At 55.5% G+C, this 21,309-nt stretch carries 26 protein-coding genes; 3 read left to right on the top strand and 23 right to left on the bottom strand.

The genetic code is table 11. The features are described from left to right. Positions 1-104: 104 nt before the first annotated feature. The 17 genes from DQX05_RS13340 to DQX05_RS13420 all read right to left on the bottom strand — a co-directional run bounded on the left by DQX05_RS13340 (position 105) and on the right by DQX05_RS13420 (position 16,037). Positions 105-986, bottom strand: coding sequence for a metal ABC transporter permease (locus DQX05_RS13340; RefSeq protein WP_119794100.1), 882 nt, complete (start codon positions 984-986; stop codon positions 105-107). Between the two features lies 1 nt (position 987). Continuing rightward, entirely contained in the window at positions 988-1,917 is a 930-nt protein-coding gene (locus DQX05_RS13345) for a metal ABC transporter permease (protein ID WP_119794101.1), read from the bottom strand. Positions 1,918-1,919: 2 nt separating this feature from the next. Further along, complete coding sequence (locus DQX05_RS13350) at positions 1,920-2,648, bottom strand: metal ABC transporter ATP-binding protein (RefSeq protein ID WP_119794102.1); 729 nt, start codon at positions 2,646-2,648, stop codon at positions 1,920-1,922. Between the two features lies 1 nt (position 2,649). After that, entirely contained in the window at positions 2,650-3,573 is a 924-nt protein-coding gene (locus DQX05_RS13355) for a metal ABC transporter solute-binding protein, Zn/Mn family (RefSeq protein ID WP_182914736.1), read from the bottom strand. Between the two features lie 444 nt (positions 3,574-4,017). Next, on the bottom strand, positions 4,018-4,341 hold the full coding sequence (locus tag DQX05_RS13360) for a DUF5316 family protein (protein WP_310735666.1): 324 nt from the start codon (positions 4,339-4,341) through the stop codon (positions 4,018-4,020). Between the two features lie 82 nt (positions 4,342-4,423). Further along, positions 4,424-4,783, bottom strand: a complete 360-nt coding sequence (locus tag DQX05_RS13365) for a DUF6886 family protein (protein WP_182914733.1) — start codon at positions 4,781-4,783, stop codon at positions 4,424-4,426. A 31-nt stretch (positions 4,784-4,814) separates the two neighbouring features. After that, on the bottom strand, positions 4,815-5,609 hold the full coding sequence (locus DQX05_RS13370; RefSeq protein ID WP_119794105.1) for an arylamine N-acetyltransferase: 795 nt from the start codon (positions 5,607-5,609) through the stop codon (positions 4,815-4,817). 452 nt (positions 5,610-6,061) lie between these two features. Next, entirely contained in the window at positions 6,062-6,295 is a 234-nt protein-coding gene (locus tag DQX05_RS13375; protein ID WP_182914734.1) for an immunity 22 family protein, read from the bottom strand. Positions 6,296-6,427: 132 nt separating this feature from the next. Further along, positions 6,428-7,720, bottom strand: a complete 1,293-nt coding sequence (gene murC / locus DQX05_RS13380) for a UDP-N-acetylmuramate--L-alanine ligase (protein ID WP_119794107.1) — start codon at positions 7,718-7,720, stop codon at positions 6,428-6,430. Between the two features lie 210 nt (positions 7,721-7,930). After that, the gene (locus tag DQX05_RS13385; RefSeq protein ID WP_119794108.1) at positions 7,931-8,695 is read right to left on the bottom strand and encodes a class I SAM-dependent methyltransferase; all 765 of its coding nucleotides are present in this window, start codon (positions 8,693-8,695) and stop codon (positions 7,931-7,933) included. Positions 8,696-8,740: 45 nt separating this feature from the next. Continuing rightward, positions 8,741-10,363, bottom strand: coding sequence for a nickel ABC transporter substrate-binding protein (locus tag DQX05_RS13390; protein WP_259391971.1), 1,623 nt, complete (start codon positions 10,361-10,363; stop codon positions 8,741-8,743). 8 nt (positions 10,364-10,371) lie between these two features. Next, on the bottom strand, positions 10,372-11,187 hold the full coding sequence (locus tag DQX05_RS13395) for an ATP-binding cassette domain-containing protein (protein ID WP_182914735.1): 816 nt from the start codon (positions 11,185-11,187) through the stop codon (positions 10,372-10,374). Beyond that, complete coding sequence (locus tag DQX05_RS13400) at positions 11,120-12,016, bottom strand: ABC transporter ATP-binding protein (protein WP_259391972.1); 897 nt, start codon at positions 12,014-12,016, stop codon at positions 11,120-11,122. Before DQX05_RS13400 ends, DQX05_RS13395 begins: the two co-directional genes overlap by 68 nt. Positions 12,017-12,039: 23 nt before the next feature. After that, positions 12,040-12,867 carry a nickel transporter permease gene (nikC, locus tag DQX05_RS13405; protein WP_119794111.1) on the bottom strand — a complete coding sequence of 276 codons (828 nt, stop codon included), beginning with the start codon at positions 12,865-12,867 and terminating at the stop codon, positions 12,040-12,042. A gap of 52 nt (positions 12,868-12,919) precedes the next feature. After that, positions 12,920-13,858: a nickel ABC transporter permease gene (gene nikB, locus DQX05_RS13410; RefSeq protein ID WP_119794112.1), complete on the bottom strand. Its 939-nt coding sequence runs from the start codon at positions 13,856-13,858 to the stop codon at positions 12,920-12,922. A 216-nt stretch (positions 13,859-14,074) separates the two neighbouring features. Continuing rightward, the gene (locus tag DQX05_RS32040) at positions 14,075-14,344 is read right to left on the bottom strand and encodes a hypothetical protein (RefSeq protein WP_259391973.1); all 270 of its coding nucleotides are present in this window, start codon (positions 14,342-14,344) and stop codon (positions 14,075-14,077) included. Positions 14,345-14,615: 271 nt separating this feature from the next. Beyond that, complete coding sequence (locus tag DQX05_RS13420; protein ID WP_119794113.1) at positions 14,616-16,037, bottom strand: GNAT family N-acetyltransferase; 1,422 nt, start codon at positions 16,035-16,037, stop codon at positions 14,616-14,618. 269 nt (positions 16,038-16,306) lie between these two features. Here DQX05_RS13420 and DQX05_RS13425 point away from each other — a divergent pair, with 269 nt between their 5' ends. Beyond that, a complete protein-coding gene (locus DQX05_RS13425) occupies positions 16,307-16,537 on the top strand; it encodes a hypothetical protein (protein ID WP_119794114.1) in 231 nt (76 codons plus the stop codon). A gap of 175 nt (positions 16,538-16,712) precedes the next feature. On the opposite strand, the gene DQX05_RS13430 is transcribed toward DQX05_RS13425, so the two are convergent. Next, entirely contained in the window at positions 16,713-17,000 is a 288-nt protein-coding gene (locus tag DQX05_RS13430; protein ID WP_259391974.1) for a hypothetical protein, read from the bottom strand. Positions 17,001-17,338: 338 nt separating this feature from the next. Continuing rightward, positions 17,339-17,917 (bottom strand): helix-turn-helix domain-containing protein, encoded by a 579-nt coding sequence (locus DQX05_RS13435; RefSeq protein WP_119794115.1) that lies wholly within the window; start codon positions 17,915-17,917, stop codon positions 17,339-17,341. 150 nt (positions 17,918-18,067) lie between these two features. On the opposite strand from DQX05_RS13435, the gene DQX05_RS13440 reads away from it, so the two are divergent. Then, the gene (locus DQX05_RS13440; protein WP_119794116.1) at positions 18,068-18,778 is read left to right on the top strand and encodes an AzlC family ABC transporter permease; all 711 of its coding nucleotides are present in this window, start codon (positions 18,068-18,070) and stop codon (positions 18,776-18,778) included. Next, positions 18,775-19,092 carry an AzlD domain-containing protein gene (locus tag DQX05_RS13445; protein ID WP_087440547.1) on the top strand — a complete coding sequence of 106 codons (318 nt, stop codon included), beginning with the start codon at positions 18,775-18,777 and terminating at the stop codon, positions 19,090-19,092. Before DQX05_RS13440 ends, DQX05_RS13445 begins: the two co-directional genes overlap by 4 nt. A 61-nt stretch (positions 19,093-19,153) precedes the next feature. Here DQX05_RS13445 and DQX05_RS13450 read toward each other — a convergent pair whose 3' ends face one another. The 4 genes from DQX05_RS13450 to DQX05_RS13460 all read right to left on the bottom strand — a co-directional run bounded on the left by DQX05_RS13450 (position 19,154) and on the right by DQX05_RS13460 (position 20,817). Next, positions 19,154-19,810, bottom strand: a complete 657-nt coding sequence (locus tag DQX05_RS13450) for a Type 1 glutamine amidotransferase-like domain-containing protein (RefSeq protein WP_119794117.1) — start codon at positions 19,808-19,810, stop codon at positions 19,154-19,156. Positions 19,811-19,815: 5 nt separating this feature from the next. Continuing rightward, complete coding sequence (locus tag DQX05_RS13455; protein ID WP_220483174.1) at positions 19,816-19,989, bottom strand: hypothetical protein; 174 nt, start codon at positions 19,987-19,989, stop codon at positions 19,816-19,818. Positions 19,990-20,134: 145 nt separating this feature from the next. Further along, positions 20,135-20,260, bottom strand: a complete 126-nt coding sequence (locus DQX05_RS32045; protein ID WP_259391975.1) for a hypothetical protein — start codon at positions 20,258-20,260, stop codon at positions 20,135-20,137. A 29-nt stretch (positions 20,261-20,289) separates the two neighbouring features. Next, entirely contained in the window at positions 20,290-20,817 is a 528-nt protein-coding gene (locus DQX05_RS13460) for a GNAT family N-acetyltransferase (protein ID WP_119794119.1), read from the bottom strand. Positions 20,818-21,309: the final 492 nt, after the last annotated feature.

Below are 21,309 nucleotides of genomic sequence, written 5' to 3' on the forward strand. Positions count from 1 at the left end.
AGTAGGACGAACGGAGCATCCAGACGCACAAAGCCAGAGAGCCTGACGCCCTCTGGCTTATCTTCTTCTATTTTGATCAGACCAAAGTCGCAAACCTACCCTACCTACCGGGATCCACCAACCACATCGGGACGCACATACCGCGAGAACAGACCGTGCCTCGGCGAGCCGATAAAGCTAATCATGAATACAATGCCGGTGGCGAAGGCCATCGAACCGGAAATCGACGTGTCCAGCCATACCGCAATATAGTAACCTCCGGCTGCGGAGAGAATCCCGAAGGCAGAGCTCAGCACGAGCATGACGGACAAGCGGTCGGTCCACAAATACGCGGCTGCCGCCGGTGTAATCAGCATAGCTACGACCATAATCGCTCCGACCGCATCGAACGAGGCGACGGTAGTCACCGAGACCAGCCCCATGAACACGTAATGCATAAGCGCCACAGGGATTCCGATGCTTGCGGCCAGCGCCGGATCGAAGGTTGTAATTTTCCACTCTTTATAAAATGCCAAGATCGCAATCAGCACAGCCAGCAGCACGATGCCGAGAATCAGCGTCGCTTCCGGTATTGAACCGATCCCGGGCAGGTCAACCGTATTCCACGGCACAAACGTAATCTCCCCCATCAGCGCGTGCTTCACGTCCAGATGGGCATTGCCCGCCTGCGTCGCGATCAGGATCACGCTAATCGCGAACAGCGTCGTGAAGACAACGCCGATCGAGGCATCCTGCTGCACGCCCCGGGAATGGAACCACTGCACCAGCAGAGCGGTCAGCAGTCCGGCAATAATCGCGCCGATCAGCATATGGATGCCGCTTAGCTCCCGGGTGATAAGAAAGGCCGTTACGATGCCAAGCAGCACGGTATGACTGATCGCGTCGGCCATCATCGCCATCCGGCGCAGAATTAGGAAGACGCCGATCAATCCGCAAGACACCCCGACCAAGGAGGCGGTCAATACTATCCACGCTGTATAGCTCATGTCAGTTCCCCTCCTCGAGCACATGGCCTAGCGGCTTGCCTGTCCAGGAGCGGGCCAGCCGCTTTTTCTGGGCGCGCAGCTGCAGCGATTGAACGAGAAGTCCTTTTTGGGCCCCAAATACGAGCGACACGAGGAAGAGCGAGGAGGACGCGACGACGATGAACGGACCGGTCGGCCAGCCCTTGCCCAGCGTGCTGATCACGGTTCCGAAGAAGCCGGAGCCGCCGCCGAAGAGAGCCGACAGGATCATCATCCACTTGAAGGAATGCGTCCAGTAGCGTGCGCTGACCGAAGGAATGATGAGCAGCGCGGCCATCAATATGACGCCGACGGCCTGTATGCCGATGACGATGACGAGCACGAGCACAGTCAAATAGACGGCATTCATCAGCCTGCCCGACAATCCTAGTCCCGCGGCAAAATCCGCGTCGAACAGGAACAGCTTCCATTCCTTGAACGCAATGATGACGACGAGCATGACGAGCAAGGCGACGACGAGCATCGTGTACACGTCTTTGCGAACCATCGATGCGGCTTGGCCGAATATAAAATTGTCCAGGCCGCTCTGATTGCCGGCGCCGGTCCGATTGACGATGGTGAGAAGCATAATCCCGAATCCGAAAAAGACGGACAGGATCATGCCCATCGCCGTGTCCTCCTTCACGCGGCTGGATGAGCGTATCCATTGAATCAGGGAAGCCCCCAGCAGCGCGCTGACGGCCGCTCCGGCGATCATCACCGGCAAATTTTTGCTTCCCATGACGGCGAAGCCGATGACGACGCCGGGCAGCGCCGCATGGGACAGCGCATCGCTCATCAGACTCTGCCGCTTCCAATAGGCAAGGCATCCGATCATCCCCGACGCCATCCCTAGAATGAGCGTGCTGAACAGCACCCACTGCGCGTTCGGAGACAATAAGGCGTTCAACATGACTATGCCTCCTTCATCCAGTGCAGCGTTCCGCCATAGGCACGGTGCACATTATCACTGGTGAAGACCTTACCGGTCTTGCCGTGCGCGACGACCGTCCGGTTGAGCAGCAGCACATGGTCGAAATAATCTTCCACCGTCTGCAGATCGTGATGCACGACCATGACGGTCTTGCCGGACAGCTTCAATTCCTTGAGCGTCGTCATGATCGCCGTCTCCGTCGCGGCGTCGACGCCGGCCAGCGGCTCATCCATGAAGTACAGATCCGCATCCTGAACCAGCGCCCGCGCGAGGAATACCCGCTGCTGCTGGCCGCCGGACAATTGACTGATCTGGCGTTCCGCATAATCCGCCATTCCCATCTTCGCCAACGATTCCATCGCCAGCTCCCGGTGGCGGCGGCCCGGCCATCTGAGCCAGCCGATCCTGCCGTACAGGCCCATCAGCACCACATCCAGCGCATTGGTCGGGAAATCCCAATCCACAGATCCGCGCTGCGGCACATAGCCCACTCGCGTCTTCATCTTCGCCAAGGTCGATCCGAAGAAGGAGACCGAGCCGGACAGCTTCGGGTGCAGCTCCAGCATCACCTTGAGCAGCGTTGACTTCCCCGCCCCGTTCGGCCCGACGATTCCGGTCAACGATCCTGGCTTCACGTCAAAGGCGACATCGTGAAGCACTTGATTTTTGCGGTAAGATGCCGTTACGCCCTCCACGTTCAGAACAGACATATTACTCACCTCTCTCTGTCAATGCGTGATAGATCGTCTCCACATTGTGGCGGTACATTCCGAGATATGTTCCTTCCGGCGAGCCCGCATCTCCCATCGCGTCCGAGAACAGCTCCCCGCCCAGCTTGACCTGAAGGCCCTTGCTTGCCGCTCCTTCGATGACGGCCTTGATCGAGCTCTGGTTGATGCTGCTCTCGACAAACACCGCAGGAATCCGGTATTCGAGCAAAATCGCAATCGTATCGTCGATATCGGAGATTCCGATCTCGTCCTCCGTGCTCAGCCCCTGGAGACCGACCACTTCCACGTCGTGCATGCGCCCGAAGTAGCCGAATGCGTCATGCGCCGTGACGAGGACGCGCTGATCTTTCGGTATGAGCGCCAGCTTGCCCTTCGATTCCTCCTGAAGCGCATCCAGCTGCTCGAAATACTTCGTCTTATTCGCTTCAAAATAATCGGCATCATCCGGCGAATACCGCTTCAACTCCTCGGTCGCCGCGCCGATCGCCAATTTCCACAGCTCAATATCGAACCAGACATGCGGATCGATTGCCCCCGCATCGTCCTTCAACAAGCGTTCGGCTGGAATCGCTTCCGCTAATGCCCGTACAGGCCTCTTTTTGCCGATTTGCTCGAAGACCTTTCCCATATTGCCTTCCAGGTTCAGGCCGCTGTACAGTACGATATCCCCGCTCTCCAGCTTCTGAATGTCTCCCTGTGTAGCGTTATACAGATGCGGGTCCACCCCCGGGCCCATCAAGCTCTGCACATTCACCCGCTCCCCGCCGATGACCGATACCGGCTCCGCGATTTGGGCGATGGTCGTAACGATGTTGATTTTTCCGTCCCGTGCTGCTGCCGGCTTATCGGATCCGGTACCGCATGCCGATACGATGATCGACAACGCCAAGATCATGATGCTCATCAGCTTCCATCGAATGTTCTCCTGCTTCACTTCCTATTCCTCCTCCATCATTTGCATGCAGCACTGGTATCTATAGTATGCATTCAGGAAATAAAATTTACCTAGTGCAACTCTAATGCTAAGTATAAAATTAGTTTCCCAAGGCTTATTTGTCAAGAGCCCAATTTTCCAGGATTGGAGCCGTTTTCTGCTCACTTATGCTCCTATTCTTTTTGCTTTTCCATGAAAAATCCTTATGTTAAAGGAACTTCCCCACGCAGCCTGACACTCACAACTTTCCTTTGTCCAACTTATTTTGATGAATTTAATTATTTTTCACACCGTCTCATCGTCGATTCGTATCCATGTCCCGAGGCAGATGCCCCATCGGTTCTGCTTCATTTTCCCGTCCACAACGACACAAAGCCTCCATTCCCGTGAATGAAGGCCACAATAGCGGACTGCCTATTTCGTTACAAAATATACAATGGTCACCACCAAAAACGGAATCGAGCATATGAACGCGCTCCCAGACCATTGATTACGGGCTCGCAGTTCTTCTGTTGAGCTGGAGTGGGAGTTGGCTCGCGACCGATTCCCGCTTAGGAGCGCACCGGATAGGATTGCCGCAAGAATCACTAGGATTCCCCCAGGCCACGCATTCGCTTGGGCCGCCAGTTCCCAGCCTCCCCTCGCATACGCAAGTGCCGTTATTAGCAGACTTATAATACATGCCAATCCGAAATATTTCATTCCCGATCCCTCCTCTGCCTTGATGCTGTCGCCCATCTGTCTCGGCAATATTCACCTTTTCTAGTGTAATACGTTACAGAGCGGATTCGGTTCGACCTATATTTATCGAGCGGCCCGATCAGGATGTAATAATAGATTCGCGGCTTGCTTGCCAGAATAGCTGATTCATGGAAAAGTGAAGATAAGTCACGGCTTGACAGCACCGATATATCGTACAGTCCGCGACGCGGGCGTACCACCGGCTCTCTATCGTAATTATCGCATTTGCCAGCGACTGACCGAAAAATCGATCCCGCTCTTCCTCGCTCATATCCGGTGTGGCCCTGACGACAATCCGGGGACAGTTCCTCGGAAAAAAATAAGTAAATTGATGCTCCTCATCAATCGCCCATACGACCGGAGGTAAGCCTTCACGATTCTGGTTCTCCCTCGGGACGAACCGCTTAATGCCGGGTTCTTCGCTGAAATGGTACAGCATTGCGTCCCTTCTCATTCTCTGCTGGTCATTCTCAATGCATGTCTCCGTCCAGTTGGGCGCGTCTGCGCCGAAAGATGCCGCTGGCTTGCTCGTACAAGGCAAAGTCCATCCCGAACTTGTCTGTTATCCAGTGCCTGAGTTCATCCGGCTCCAGCTCCCGCTCGATCTTCCGATCCGGGAAATACTGCTTCAGCGTGCCGTTCGTCAATGAGGTCGGGATGTCTGCGATATAACAGAATATGAGCAGATCCCGCAGCATCGGTGACGTATTCCAATCATTCGATCGGTTGATGATCGGAAGCATTTCCTCCAGTTGGACTGGTTCAGGAGTCAATGTTTTGGTCGGACCCGGCTGCCGAACAATGGTAATCCCGTCCGCCGCTGCGGTATAGGTGAAGGTCTCCCTATCGTCCGCAGCAACGAATGACTGATGCAGCGGATAGGCTTGAAATAAGGGTGCGCCATAACCCAGATCGACATAATAGGGCTGATCCAGATCCACGCGCAAGCAGAGATGCCCCGGGTCCATGTAGAGATAATACGCGTTATATCCAAGCTGCCGCAGCAGACAGTGGAAGCCGATAGCTATCGTCCAGCAGGTACCGCCATACCCTTGTGTCACCATGCGATTGACATAGACCTCGATAGGAGGAATATACTGCTTCCTCGCGGCGCCCGCCTCATAATCGATGATCTTGGTCAAGTTCTCCCATCGCACCTTCCGCTGGAACCGATCGATCAACCTGTTCAGCAGGGCCAAATCTGCCTTGCCCCGCGGCACCTCTACATATGCCAAAAACCGCTCAACAAGCGCTGCTGCTTCCATTACATCTCCCCTTCGATTGTTGACTCATTTAGTCATTCCGAATCTTGCGCCGGGGCCGGCTGCCCGTCTCTCACATTCAGCGGGCGCTCCGGCATACCCGAGCGGCACCAGCACTCTCACGGCTTCTACTCCGCTTGCTTCCCCTATAGAATATCCCATTTTATCCCTCCTGTCCCGCTACCTGTATTGTAGAGGAGCGGGGGAATAATTCAAGTCTGTTCTAACGCCCGTGTTCAGGAGCGGAGGAAAATTATTCTCCCTGCAACTGGTCTGCCAGCACACGTTTGCACGAGGGTTTGTGCATGCAATGACCGTTGTCTTCCCTCTGCCTAACCTTAACCGGCGCAGCTCGGGTTAAAGGAACTGCCCCGGTGCGAAGAACGGCAAGCTCGATCGCAAAAAAGACTCTTCCATCCCCTGCAAGGGACAAAAGAGTCTGGATGCCGCCAAAGTCATTCATACCGGACCGAGCCGATATAATCGACGGATAACCGTTCATTCGCGGCATGCCGCACATGACCGTTGTACGCAAACTTATACAGCAGAATAACCGCGTTCCGCTCCTCCGGGAATGGTTCAGGGTGAAGCTGCATGAACCGAGGAATCACTTCCTCCTCATAGGAACAGCCTGCCAGCAGGCCTGCCAGCCCGACGCCGGGACTATCTGCAAGATACGCTTCCCGCAACGCTCCAGCTCCTCTTCCGAGCCGCATCGTCCTACCCAGAGGGACACGATGCGGGCTGCTCCCAAGCTTCCTCTTCGTTCATGCCTCTTCCCCTAACGAATCAGGGCGGAGCTCCCTATCCGCCCTGCTTCATCACAGCTCCACAAGCCGTCTCTGATATTTCTGAATATCGCCCGCTCCCATGAAGACGAGCACCGAATCCTCATAGGATCCCAGTTGGCCAATCGAGCTTTCGGACAGAAGCTGCGCACGCGGAATCCGATCGCGCAGATTTTCAATCGATACGCTGCCGGCCCGCTCGCGCGCCGAGCCGAAAATCGGACAGAGGAACACATCGTCCGCGGCGATCAGCGATGCGGCGAAGTCATCAATCAACCGTTCCAGGCGAGTGAAGGTATGCGGCTGGAACACGCTGACAATGCGCCGATCCGGATATTTGCTGCGGGCCGCATCCAGCGTCGCCCGAATCTCGGACGGATGGTGAGCGTAATCGTCAATGACGATATTGGTCTTCCATCCCGTTTCCGTGAAGCGCCGCTTCACACCGCCAAAGGAAGAAACGCGCTGCCGGATCGCGGCCATATCCAGCCCGAGCACGAGCCCGACGCCAATAACAGCGAGCGTATTCAGCACGTTATGGCGCCCATAGACCGGGATCGTGAACCGATCCAGCTTGGCCCCCTGCCAGATAACATCGAAGCTGACGCCTTGGCCATGCACGGAGATGGAATCAGCCCTTAGTTCATTATGATCTCCGAACCCGTAATAGAGAATGGGCTTCGCGGACTGAAGCAAGCGCACCTGCTCGTCATCTCCGCAAGCGACGATCTGCTTGCCGACGGTGGCAGTCATCTGCTCGAAGGCATGTCTCACATCGTCTACCCCCCGGAAGTAATCCGGATGATCAAAATCAATATTCGTAATTATGGCAATATCCGGCTGATAGGCCAGGAAATGCCGCTTATATTCACAGCTCTCGAAGACGAAGAATCGGGCGTCGGCCGTACCGGACCCAGTCCCGTCGCCGATCAGGCTGCAGGTCGGCCAGGAGGAGCCGAGCGCATGCACCAGCATCCCCGTCGTCGTGGTCTTGCCATGCGATCCGGTAATGGCGATGCTCGTATAGTCCTTCATCCAAGCCGCCAGGAAATGATGGTACCGGTGGATGGTCAACCCCTGTCTTCTGCATTGCTCCAAGCTCAAATGCGCATCATCGAAGGCATTCGATGCGATTACGATTATATCGTTCGCCAACGGCGCCTCACCGAAAGCGTATATTGGGATATTCCTTGCCTCCAAAGGAGCCTGTGTAAAGATCGCCTCCTCGACATCTTCCCCTTGAACCCGATGTCCGAGATCATGCAGCAATTGTGCTAACGCACTCATTCCGCTTCCTTTTATCCCAATAAAATGATAGCTGCCCATTGTGACCTCCCTATACCGATTACACGATGTTGTACAGTATATGTATTTATACAAAATATGCGCTTGCCTACGTGCGCGCATACAGACATTATACGTAATTACGCCCCCGTTTCCAATGTATTCCCTTCATTTGCCAATCATATGCACAAAAACACCGGCAGGATGCCGGTGCTCAGCTTGTCGTCTTATTCTGCATGACACGCCTGTTCTCTATCTATGCTGTGATGCCTTTCGGGCGACAATCATAAAACGAACATCCGTTTGATACCCATATTTCCAATATTGCAGTGATTGCTTATACCCGGGAAAATAATCGGTCCGGACGATATCGATTGTAAAGCCTGCCTGCTCGAGTGCTTCGATATCGGCCTCCGGCCGAGCGGCCTGCACGAACGGCAGCCGTTCCAGCGCCCGCTCATCGCGGCCCTCCCGTGTGCTTATTCTCCGCTCCGTCAACAGGATGAGCGTCCAGGCCATGGCACGCCGCAGAAGGTACCTGAGGCCTCGCTGCTTCTGGTACAAATAGTTGCCGTCAAATAGGAGCAAGCGTCCGCCCGGCCGAAGCACTCGCAACCATTCGCCGTACGCCCTGGCCGGATCCGGCAGCGTCCAGACGACATCGCGGGATACGACCGCATCGTAGGATTCATCCTCCTCGCGCTCCAAATGGGCCGCGTCGCCTTCATACACCTGAATATCCAGTCCCGCGGCCTTGAAGTTGCGCGCGGCGGTATCCACCATGCCGGACGAAGCATCTACCGCAGTCGGATGATGGCCCATCTCCGCAAGGAGCAAGGAGAAAAATCCGGGCCCGGTCCCTGCATCCAATATGCGCTGCGGCTTGTGATCGCTCAATCCTTCCTGCAATAACGCCTTCCATCTTTGTACGGTCCGCTGGCTGCGGAACTGCGCCTGAACGACCTTGTTATAGCCGGAAGCCCCGGACGTCCAATAGCGGGAAATTTCATGTAGCAAGCTTCATCACTCCTCCATTTCGATTGGGCGGACAAGCCGGCTCCGTCAGTACTCCACCTGAAGCTCGTTCCACGCAATTGGCGCATACGTCGTATAGCCCGGCTTGAAGTTCCGGACTCGCTGGTTCACCACAAAAATATCGTCCGGGTAATAAATAGGCGCGTATATCGCCTCTTCCTTGGCCCTGGCAAACCACTGATCATACAATGCCTGCCTGTGGCCGGTGTTCGTGGATATAAGCGCTTGATCAAGCAGCGCCTCTAACTGCGCATCCGACCAGGCAACGGCAGGCGTGCCGCCCGTGCGATGGAACAGCGACAGTAAAAACGCATGCGGATTGTAGGCATCCGAATAGGTTCTGTACAGAATCAGATCATATTTTCGGCTTTTCCACAGCGTATCGTAGTACGCATTCGGTTCCAGCACCTGAAGCTGAACTTGTATGCCCACTGCTTGCAATTGGGACTGAACCGCTTCGGCAATCGGCTTCCACTCGGGATACTCTGCCTGCTGCAGCACGAGCTTCAGCTCCAGCTTGCGGCCGTCCTTCTCTAGCGTCCCGTCTCCATCGGAGTCGGTGTAGCCCGCTTCCTGGAGAAGCCGTCTAGCCTCATCAAGGTCATATCCATACCAACGGTTGTTGCGTTCCGTGATGTACGGGACGGTCAGCGGGAACAAGCCTTGCGCTTCCTGGCCAGCGCCGCCGAGCAGCTGCTCGACGATACTTTGTGTGTCGATGGCGAGATTGATCGCCCTGCGAACATTTACATCCTGAACCATCCATTGATTTTCGTTGAAAATAAGAAAATGAGAGCTAGTCCCTGGCGCTTGTTGAACCGATAACTGCGGGTCCGCCCGCAGCAGCTCCAGATTGTCAAAGGGAATTGTGCCCGCTTCCCCGCCGGAAATGTCGACTGCGCCGCTCTGTAACGCAAGAACCCGCGACTGGGCGTCCGGAATCACCTTCAGAACAATCTTCTCCAGCTGCGGCGCATTCCCCCAATAAGCCGGATTGCGAACAAGAACCGCTTCTTGATCCTTCGTGTAACTGTCAACCATCCATGCTCCGGTGCCGACTGGCTTCGTGAACCGCCCGTCCGGATCGCCGAACGGCTCAACCGCCGAAGGGCTGATGATGCGAACGGGCCGGGCAAAGGCCATTTCCGTCAACAGCGGGTAAAAAGGCTCCTTGAATGTAAATTGAATCGTCGCCCCATCGATGACCTTGATGTTCTGAAGCCCTGTGGCGACATTGAGCGAAGAATATGCCGGATCCCGGTACCAGCGCTCGAACGAAAATTTCACCGCCGCCGCGTCCAATGGCGTGCCATCGGAAAAAACGACGCCCGATCTCAGGTGAAAGGTATAGGTCCTGCCATCGTCCGACAGGTCCCATGACTTGGCCAGCGACGGGACAATGCTCCCTTTGTCTCCGTATTCCACCAGACTGTCGTACACCATAGGGTGTACCATAATAGAGCCTCCATAGGTGCCCGCGTCCAGTTGATCCAACGCCGGATCCGAGGCGACAGCCACTACAATCTGCTTGCCGGTGCCGCCTTCGCCAGTCGACGCGGGTCGTGCAGCCGGACCGCACCCAGCCGCCAAGACAAGGACGAGCGCAGCCATTGCCGCGCAATACCAACGCATTGGTTTGATTCTGGTCATTCGTTTTCTCATAAGCAGGTCTCCAACTCCTGGTGTCTTTTTTTCCGGTGACGAGGATCTTGGGCGGGAACCGCCTCTAGCAGCTGACGCGTATACGGATGCCTGCACTCTTCCACAGCCGCCGCCGTCTCGATCACCTGGCCGCGGCGCATAACGGCGACCTGGTCACACAGTTCGGGAATGAGCGATAAATCATGGGTAACAAACAAGTAAGTCAGGCGCAATTGCCGCTTCAATCTCTGAAGCAGATGCAGCATCGATCTGCGAAGCGTAAAGTCCAGGCTGGAGAAGGGCTCGTCGCAGATGAGCAATTCCGGTCCCGGCGCAAGGGCGCGCGCAATTCCGACTCGCTGCTGCTGGCCGCCGCTCAGCTCATGCGGATAGCGCTTCAAATACCGCTCGTCCAGCTCCACGAGACTTAGCAGCCTAAGCACCTCCCTCCGGCGTTCCTCTCGCGACAGCTTTTGATAATAATCCAGCGGCTCGGCAATGATCTGTTCCACGGTTAGCAGCGGATCGAAGGAGGCGAAGCTGTTCTGGAACACCATCTGCATCCGCGATCTCAATGGCCGCATCCGCCGCGGGCTCCATCCGGTAATGTCCGTCCCCCGGTAGAGGACACGCCCCGATGTTGCGCGCTCCAGTCCGAGCAGCAGCCGCGAGAGCGTGCTTTTGCCGCAGCCGCTCTCCCCGACGAGTCCGAGCGCCATTCCTTGCGCAACCCGCAGCGATACCCGGTCGACCGCCACTGCTTCCTCAGCCCTGGAGAACCACCTCCGATCCTGTCGATACATTTTGGTCAGCAACTCCGTTTCGATAAGCATGTTTTCCTCCCCTCGGCATCGCCGTCTCTTCTATCGGATGCGGCCGCAAGCAGCGGCTGTCCAGCAGCATCCTTGTATAGTCATGACGGGGGCGCTCGAAAATATCATACACATCGCCCGCTTCCACGAGGCGGCCTGCCTTCATTACATAGACGCGATCGGCAATCTCGGCGACGACACTCAGATCATGCGTAATCAGCAGTATCCCAATGCCGCTCTGGCGCAACCGGCCCAATTCATCCAAGATCTGCGCCTGGCTCATGACGTCAAGCGCCGTAGTCGGCTCGTCCGCGATCAGCAGGCGCGCACCCGAGACAAGCGCCAGCGCAATCATGACCCGTTGGCACATCCCTCCGCTAATCTGGAAGGGGTAGCGTCTCCATAATCCCGCGGGATCGGGCAGTCCGACGCGTGCGAGCTGAGCGATCGCGAGCGCTGTGGCCTCCCGGCGCGACACGCGGCGATGGCGGCGAATCGTCTCTATCATCTGGGCGCCGACCGTAAGCACCGGATTCAGGCAATTCGCCGGATCCTGGAATATCATCGCCATGTCCTTCCCTCTTCGTCCGCGAATCTGCCGTGGCTTCAGCCGGAGCAAGTCCGTACCGTCAAGCCACACTTCTCCGGCTGTTACCCGGCCGGACCGGTCAAGCAGGCCGAACACGGAGCGCGCCGTCACCGATTTGCCGCTCCCGCTCTCCCCAATCAACGCGACGATAGAGCCTGACCCCACGTCAAGACTAACGTCCCGTATCGCCTCTACAGCATGTTCTCCCGGCCCGAATTCAACCGTAAGCTGTCTGATGCGCAGCAGCTCGCTTTTTTCCATATGCAGTCCTCCCCTCCGCTCCATCATCGCCGGTTGTCCGTTCGATCCGTTCTCCGCAATCCCTCGCCAAGCAAGTTGAAGCCCATCGCCACCGCCATGATCGCCAACCCGGGATACAGCATGAGATGCGGCGCCGTCTGTATATACGGACGACTGTCGTTCAGCATGACGCCCCATTCGGGCGTTGGAGGCTGCGCCCCCAATCCAAGAAAGGAAAGCCCCGAAATGGCCAGCAGAATCGCCCCAATCTCGAGCGAAGCGAGCACCAGCATCGGCCTCGCTGCATTGCGGATAATATGCCGCAGCAGGATTTGCAGATGTGTCGCACCAGAGGCGCGGGCAGCGGTAATATAGTCTCTCTCCTTGATCTGCAGGACGAGGCCGCGAATGATGCGGGCATACCCCGCCCACCATACGAGGACGAAGGCCAAGAGCAGGTTCGGCAAGCTGGGCCCCAATACCCCCGCAATGGCCAAGGCTAAAATGAGACTGGGAAACGCCAGCAGAATATCGATAATCCGCATCATGAAATGATCGATCCACCCGCCAACATATCCCGAGACCATGCCAATCGGCACGCTGATGAGCAGGACAGCCCCCAGCACCATCACGGAATAGAACAGCGACACCCGCGTTCCGGCAATCAACCGCGACAATATACAGCGCCCCAAATGATCGGTTCCGAGCGGGTAATCCAGCGAAGGGGGGCTCAACCGGATATCCAAGTGAATCTGGAGCGGGTCCGACGGCATGAGATAAGGAGCCAACAGTCCTATGAGTGCCGTTAGTCCGACGATTCCGGCCCCGGCCCATAAGGAGACATTTTTTAGAAAATATCTAGCACGATACATATGGTTGCTCCTTTACATGCGTGTTCCAAAGCGGACTGTGGGGACAACCTCTTCACACCGGCTTGCCGAGACGAATTCTCGGATCTGCCATCTGATAGCCGATGTCGACCACGAGGTTGACGATGACAACGTTCACGGCCATGAACAGGACATAGCCTTGAATCACAATGTAGTCCTTCGCAAAAATGGCATCGACGGCATACTTGCCGAGCCCCGGCCAAGCGAAGATCGTTTCCACGACGACCGCTCCGCCAAGCAAATGCCCGATGTGAATGCCGAACAGGGTCATTACCGGCAATAACGCATTACGCAGGGCATGCGACCCGACGACAGCATGCTCGGCCAGCCCCCTTGCTCTGGCGGAGCTCACATAGCTTTGGCGGAGGGCATCGATCATGCCGGCCCGAATCAGCCGGATATAGGTCCCCGCCAGCCCGAAGCCAAGCGTACAAGCAGGCAGCAGCACACCGGAATAGCCAGCTGTCCCGGTTACCGGGAACCATTGCAGCTTGACCGCCCCGTAATAGAGTAAGAGCATGCCCAGCCAATAACCGGGCATGGTGACGCTGATCATCGCCACTGCCCTGCCGATGCGATCGATCCAGCCATCAGGGAATACCGCTGAAGCGATGCCAAGCGGCAGCGCGATCAGCAGAAGGATGACGATCGCCCCCGCGGCTAGCAGAAGCGTAGCCGGAAGCCGGTCCAGCAGTTCGTCGATGACGGGTCTGCCGCTGCTCACAGAGACACCCAAATCAAGGTGAAGCACGCGCCACAGCCATTGTCCGTATTGCACATAGAACGGCTTATCGAGGCCCAATTCGGAGCCCGCTGCCGCAACCGCCTCCGGCGACGGCTGCACGCCGCCGGACCGAAGCATGATCTCCGCAGGATCGCCAGGGGTCACATGCATCACGCCGAAGGAAAGGAGTGAGATGCCTAACAATACAGGCAAGGTCTGCAGCAGCCGCAGCACAACATATTTGATCATGACCACGCTCCCCATGTTCAATGAAGCGACCACAGCATAAGGGATGGATCGCCCCTTGATCTTTAATCGTAATATTTACGAATAGAGACTTTGCTATTATTACTCATTGCTTCTGGCTCTGTCAATTCTTTTTTATGAAAAAGGAAAACGGCCCATTCCTTCGTTCGGAATGGACCGCTTTGGTATAAGATCGTTTTCGAGTGCCGTGATGCAACGCTAAGCATATGCGGCGATCTGTGCTTCGATGTAGCGCCAGGCGCTCTCCCTGTCCCGATGAATCCATTCGAACTTGTCGATCGATTCGGTGCTGTGAAGGCCCAGCAACAGTGTTCTGATCGCTTCCTCGCAATGCGGTCCGACGATGACAGCCAGCGGAAAGGGCTCATCCGCATACTTAACGCTCCCAATATCGAGTACGGTCTCCAGCATGTCTCCCCACTCATAATGCAGCTCCGACCAGTCGAGAAGACGGCGCTCGGCTCCCATGCCTCCAGCGCGGCGACCCCCATCGCACTCATATATATGGCATTGCTGTTGCCGGAGGAGCCGAAGCCGTATTGGCCGGCATAAGCAATAAGCAGGATCTTATCATTGGGACGGTTCGCCGCCGCTCCGGTGTAATACTTTACCTCAATGCCGCTCATGTCCGCAAGCTGAACTTCGCTAAAAGGCAATGTCATTTTCCTTCTCCCTTATGCTTCAGTAACCATAAGCCCGTTTTGGCAGGCTTGCGGCCGCTCCGGCCTCAATCGCCTGCTCACTCCTGACCCGCAATCGCATAAAAGCGGAGTCGGTGCAATTCACGGAAGCCGGCTCGGCGATACAAATGCAGCGCCTGCTCGTTATCCGCCCGAACGCACAGCGTTATCTTTTCGATCCGGGGGTCTTCGAATAGATAACCTAGCCCCCGCTGGAGCAGCGCCGCCCCGATTCCTCTCCCCCGAGCCGAAGGAGCGACGGCAATGAACTCGATCCGGCCTTCGTCGAACTCCGGCTCCCGCTCCACGTAAATATATCCTTGCAAGCCATCCTCGTCTTCAAACATAAAGACGCAATAATTCTCGTTGATTCGTTCCAAAATGTCCGGACCGCTTCGGTACGTTCCGGGAAATACACTCTTATGCAAGCGAAGAAATTCTTCTGAGCGAAGCGATGATATTTCCCGCACGGACGGGTGGGCATGCCTGGTATGGAGCGAACGCTCTGCCTCGAGCACCACCTCCGTGCTCTTCAGCTCGGCCCCAAGCTGCATCATCCATTGCTGGGCATTCCGGTTCATCTCGTGATAAAAGCCGTAAAACGTATCCACCCGATGCGCCAGCTCGTTCCTCATTCGGTGCCATAGCTGCATTGCGCGCCGCTGCCATTCATCCTGCGGACAACTTAGGAACGGCCCCCATATCTCCGCTGACCGCCCGCCCGCATCGATATCCAATCCAAGCGCTCCAACCAGCTCGCCTCGTTCCATTTGTACGGCGAAGGCTTCAACCAGAGCGGGGAATTCATGCTCCAGCGCATGCTCGATCTCTTCCGGCTCCTGACCGCAATAGCCGACATGATGCTTCGGATCCCGATTCAAGCCGGCGATGAACGAGGCGAGCGTATGCTTGTCCGGGAACGCGCCGGCACGCTCAGCCGCGGAAGATTCGCTTGCGGATTCATTGCCGGTCCAGCCTACCTGATCCCATACCATTGCAATCTCGGTATGCCTGCTGTCTCCAATCTGAATCTCCTTCGTATGCCGGGCCCAGCCTCCCATCCTCTGGTAAAAGGCAATCGCTGGATTCCCTTCCAGCACCCATAAATGCAGCGAGGTATGTCCCTTCTCTCTCATGTCGGCAACCATCCGCTCGAACAGCATCCTTCCCCAGCCTCTTCCCTGGACTTCCGCCAATAAATAGACGGCGTATAGTTCAGAGTCATAACCCATGTCCGGCTCCCGGCTGCTGCCGGCATGGAGGAAGCCGATGATCCCGTGCTCCTCCGTCTCGGCGACAATGAGTGTCTGATCGGGGGGCAATTGGGTCAATATCCTGTCCCACACTATCCTGCGGCGCTCAACGCGCAGGGATTGGAGAAATATTTCCGACACCAAGCCCGAGTATGTAGTCAGCCAGCTGTCCACATGAACCTGGGCGATGGCTGCCGCATCGTCTGCGGACGCGGTTCTTATCCTCATAGCCCAACGAACCTCCTAATCGTGGAATGCACTGCTGATCCGGTAGCAGAATCATTCCTTCATTTTATTTAACTACATTAATAATAATGGTCATTAAATAGTTCCGTTATATAGGCTAGCTACATCTTGTCGTACGGCTCGCTTCGTTGATCTCGTTCTCAGCATCCCAAACGCAAACAAGCCCTCGCAATATCCTCAAGCCGGGTGTTAATTTGCCGTGCCTCCCCGGCACGAACATCATAGTGTAAAGATAAAGGAGGGGAGCACCAATGGAAGCTTATCATAATTGCTTATATTGCATGAACAAAAAAGTCCGAATTCTGACCGTAGACCGCAAGGAATATGTCGGAACGATTGTGAATGTGGATAGAGAGAATGTCTATTTGCGTCCTGAAGCGAGTGGCGGCAAAGTCAAGACTTCCGGATTCTACCCCTACTCTTCCAGCAACGATATTATTACACTCAGCTTATTCGTCCTGCTTGCTATCGCATTGCTGTAACATGACTAGGCCCGGCATGCTGCCGGGCCAGTTGCTTGCCCTATGAAGAAGCTCTGCGTGAAGAGACATGACTGCACTTCCGCCCCCTAGAGCTTAACCGCCACGATGATATAGGATTTCGGTATGCCCTTATCGAAAAAGTCACACGAGAGGTTCGGCAGTTCCTTCAGCGTTTTCACATAAAGCCCTTCCCCCGCGAAGAAATCAGCTTCGTCGATACGGGATGGAAATCTTGCAGAATCAACCGGCCTCCCTGCGCCAACAGGCGGAAGACCACGTCGAACAGAGGGCCCATCTCCTGAAAATAATGGAGAATCCCCTGCATATTTAATAATTCTCGGATCCGCTTCGCCGGGTCTTTTTTGATCCGGGCCGCTGCTTCTTCCGGCTGGCCGAACCGATTCAGCCACGTTTGATAGGCATTGGCATTCCATGATACTTGATTCCCTTGTGTCGTCTCCATTCGACATCCTCCATCCTATTCCGTTCGATGTTATGCGGTTGCGGAGATAGAATTGAACAATGGAATCACCTAGTCCTTCTGATTGGGTAGTGGTACGGTAACATATAGGATATCTGCATGAATGGAGACGCAGCTTCGTTATTCCTTGCCTATCGATCGGTCAATCAAATACTGCGCCGCCTCCCAAAGATCAGCGGCGGCTTGAAGCAGCATGCCGATGCCCGGCTTCCTGCAGGCGCAGTTGGCCCACATAACACACTCCTTCGCAATAGGATAAAGCACTGATAGCCAGAACATGCGAACTTCCGCGTAAGACGCAAGGCGCTGCACAGCCCGCCCTAAATGGAAGACTTGGGGCTGGAGACGTTAGAATACAGAATCGATACGGCGATCTCGCAGATTTCATCGGTGTTGTTTTTGTAGATATGTCCGGTCTCCGCGGAGAACGAGATGGCATCCCCCTTGCTTAACGTGCTCGTCTCCGGCCCGATCTCGATCGTCAGCGTTCCCTCAAATACGGTGATCGACTCAATCACCCCCAGGCCGTGCGGCTCCGATTGATAGGAGCAGCCCGGAAGCAGCCGGGCCCGGAACGTCTCCAGCGAGACGCCAGGCGCCGCATACGTGTTGTACGCCTCGAAGCGCTTGTTGTCTTCTCGGAACTGGGGCTGATCCTCCGCCCGCACCACTTTCAGGGACGGATTCTCGAATATGAACGCCGTGAGCGGCACCTGCAAGCCGGAAGCAATCTTCCACAGCGTAGCGACCGTAGGGTTCGAGCTGCCCCGCTCAATCTGGCCAAGCATCGGCTTGCTTACGCCCGTAAGCTCCGCCAGATCATCCAGCGTCAGGTTCAGCTGCTGCCGATAGTGACGAAGCCGCTTGCCGATCCGGTCTGAGATTAAATCTTTTTCCATAGCTTCCTCCTAAGATGCAGAGATGTTCAAAATTCAAACACTTTCACAATAAAATGACAAAAATTTGATAGAAAAGTAGTTGCTTCCGCCTGCCGGTATGTTATATTATATCTCATGGCTTACGATAACATATTAGAGGAGCATATCGGAATGGCGGGCTATGTATCATCCACAATACCAAAGAATATACCAATACGAAAAGGGTTTACGAAAGCCGTTTTCGATGTATTTCCGCTTGCGGTGAGCGTGTTCACGTATGGTCTTGCGTTCGGCGCGCTGGCCAACAACGCCAATCATTTCACATGGTTGGAGACGATTGCGATGTCCTTTTTTGTCGTCTCCGGCGCGGGGCAATTCACGATCCTGTCCTTACTTCAGCAGGATGCGGCCCTGTGGACGATTGCACTTAGCACCTTTCTGATCAATGCCCGTTATATCATCTATACCTTGTCCGTGGGCCGCGAGCTTGAATCATGCCGCCGGGGACAGCCGCTCTGGCTGTGCCACATCATTACGGACGAGAGCTACAGCGTGTCCATGATGGAGGCGCAGCGCGGCAAGCTCAGGGTCGGCTACGTTGCAGGCGCTGGCTGCAGCGTATTCCTATCATGGGTTCTGAGTTCGGCTGTCGGGTACCAGATCGGTGGATTCATCCAGGATCCTGCCCGGTTCGGCCTGGACTTCGCTTTCACGGCGGCCTTCCTCGGTCTGCTCGTCGTCATGCTTAAGCGACGCAGCCACGCCGCGGCAGCCGGACTCGCGATTGCCGCCTCCGTGCTAGCGTTTCCTTGGTTCGGCACGTCCGGAGCGGTGTTCGCCGGAGCGGCGGCCGCATTTGCCGTAGGAGTGTATGCCAAATGATCTCGCTGCCAATCCTTATCGTCATCTGCGTTGCCGCCGCAGCGACCTACCTGACCCGGTATCCAAGCATGGCGCTCGCCCGGTACATCAAGATGTCGCCCAGCATCGAACGCGGCTTCCGCTATGTGCCGATTGGCGTATTCGCCGCGCTCGTCGCTCCAGCCATCTTCTACCACCCGACCGTCGACGGCCGGATCGAATGGATGTATTATGTAGCGGTCGTCGTGACCAGCCTGACCGCTTGGCTTAGCAAAAGCCCGCTCTGGGCGATGGTCGCCGGCGTGCTCGTCATTGCGCTGCTGCGGCTGATATAGTTCAGCGGCCGCGTCCCGATTCAAGCGCATTCCAGCAGAGGAATGCGCTTTTTAGCTGTTCCTACGATTGCAGATCCTGCCGGGCGAAGCGGTATAGCCCCTCGCCTTCCGTTTGCACAAGCTCTTCGTTCATGAAATACACGCCCGTGCCGTCATCCATCCCATACCCAATGGATACCCCGGTCCGCAGAACCGCTGCCTTCAGGTTCTCCTCCTCATTCCATTGCGTGTAATGGACGCTGACTACGGCATCGCGGAGCAAGCCCAATCCTTGAAGGCACAGATTCGTATTGCTGGCATTATCGATCGCCGGGATGACACAGTCGGCCGGGATGATCAGGGCGCCGGCAGAGAATCCTGCCACCGGAACGCCCTTGCGATACATGTCCTGGATAACGCTCCCCAGCACCGTATCGACAATATGGCTCCGATACCGCTCCGTCTCTCCGCCGCAGATGACGATTCCGTTGCAGCCGAGCAGCTGCTCAATCGCCGTCCGCGAAGGCTGGGGAGTTAGCGCCAAATACATCAATTCGGTCAATCCGTTCCGTTCCAGCACCTCTGTGCAGGTCGGCATATACTCTCGCCATCCGTCTCTCTCGATGAATAATATCGCTGTCTTCCCCTTCCTGGCTGAAGCGATTGCCGCGAACTTCCTTCCCAGCTCTTCCCCGAACGGCGGTCCCCCGCCAAATAGAAACAGATGACGATCCTTCATTCCATCTACTCCTTCTTGTACACTTGATAATTACGATAATATGGCTCCTCGCGATGATGCCGCTTCCCGATTCCGGCTGCGGTGGACGGCAGCTTAGGAACCGCATCGACAATGCAAGCATCGGTAATAAATAGCTTGACTGCCCTGCCCGTATGTCCCTCCTTCCCCCTTGTTTGCAACCGCTGTCTTTCTTTACCATAGCAGAAAAAAGAGCCTATTAGAAGGCTCTCTTTCAACATCCATATTCGCTCCCCGGCGCAGACCGCTGGACGCATCCCTTCCGGAGCGGCGCGGGATGAAGCCACTGGCCGCCATGCGCCATTGTTAGTAGGCCCGCTTATAATAGATTATCTCCGGGTCCCCTGCATCCAGATTGTCAATCATGCCGCTCTGAGCGATGCTGTATGCGATGCGCAGCCAGTTGTTGGTGGCGGCTGGTTTCGCCTTCATCCGCCTCGCCTCTATTCCAACAAGTTGGGTTACAGCGCAATAATCATATGAATATCATGAGGCTCTTTCTCGAACAGGTCGGGATCTTTGTCCCGGGTCAGCTTGCTGCCGCAGGAGTGATAGAACTGAACGGCAGATTCGGTCTCCGTCGAGGAAATATATAAATATTTCGCTCCGCGGTGCCTCGCCTCATCTGAGAGCAGCTGAATAATCCGGCTCCCAATGCCTTGCCGGCGGTACGCCCTGGAGACATACATCAGATCGACCTGTATTCGATCGTTGTCGGGACCTCTTAATCGATGAGCCAGTACGCCGAATCCGGCAAGCTTTTCCCCGTCAAAAGCGCCAATCGCCAGACCGCCATGCTTCAGCTCATACTGGAATCTCTCCTCCAGCTCCTTCAATTCAGCCTGATTCCATGTCGGGCATTCATGGCCCGCCGGTTGTTCCACGATCGAATCTCCCTGATTGACATATATCAAGTTAATTTGTTCCGAACGGTCGATCTCTTTAATTTTACGATATTCCTCCAGCTCCATCTTTCTGATGCGAATCATGATGTGCATCCTCCTTTGTATTTCTCTCTTCTCTTCATGAACATGAACCGGGCTCCTGTTCATTGCAGAATGCAAACCAGCTCCTTCACGAAATAATAGCGGCAGTAACGCAATTCATGGCGCCGTTTATGATAATCAGGACGGAGCAAGCCCCGCTCGTACCTATAGATTCCAGCATGATTGGCTTATATTGGAACGGACTTCTTCATCTTACCACGGCCCCCTGCCGAGAGAACAGCACCAAAAGAATTGCCAAAACGTGATAAGTTGGGAGTAATTTCAAGAATGGAGGGTTACGTGTGGTAGATAATAACCGAGTTTTTTCTTTGTACATCTAATTGGATAATGCAAAGACTCTGCCGGCGGCGGAGGACTCGGGATTGGTCTCCCCTTTTGAAAGATAACGCCAATCGTAATCTCATACAGGATGAATAGGAGCGTGGTGCGATTTGTTCTGCTATAACTGCTACACAGCAGGAAAAGCAGGGGTTC

It is taken from the genome of Paenibacillus thiaminolyticus (assembly GCF_003591545.1).
GTDB classification, from domain to species: domain Bacteria; phylum Bacillota; class Bacilli; order Paenibacillales; family Paenibacillaceae; genus Paenibacillus_B; species Paenibacillus_B thiaminolyticus_A.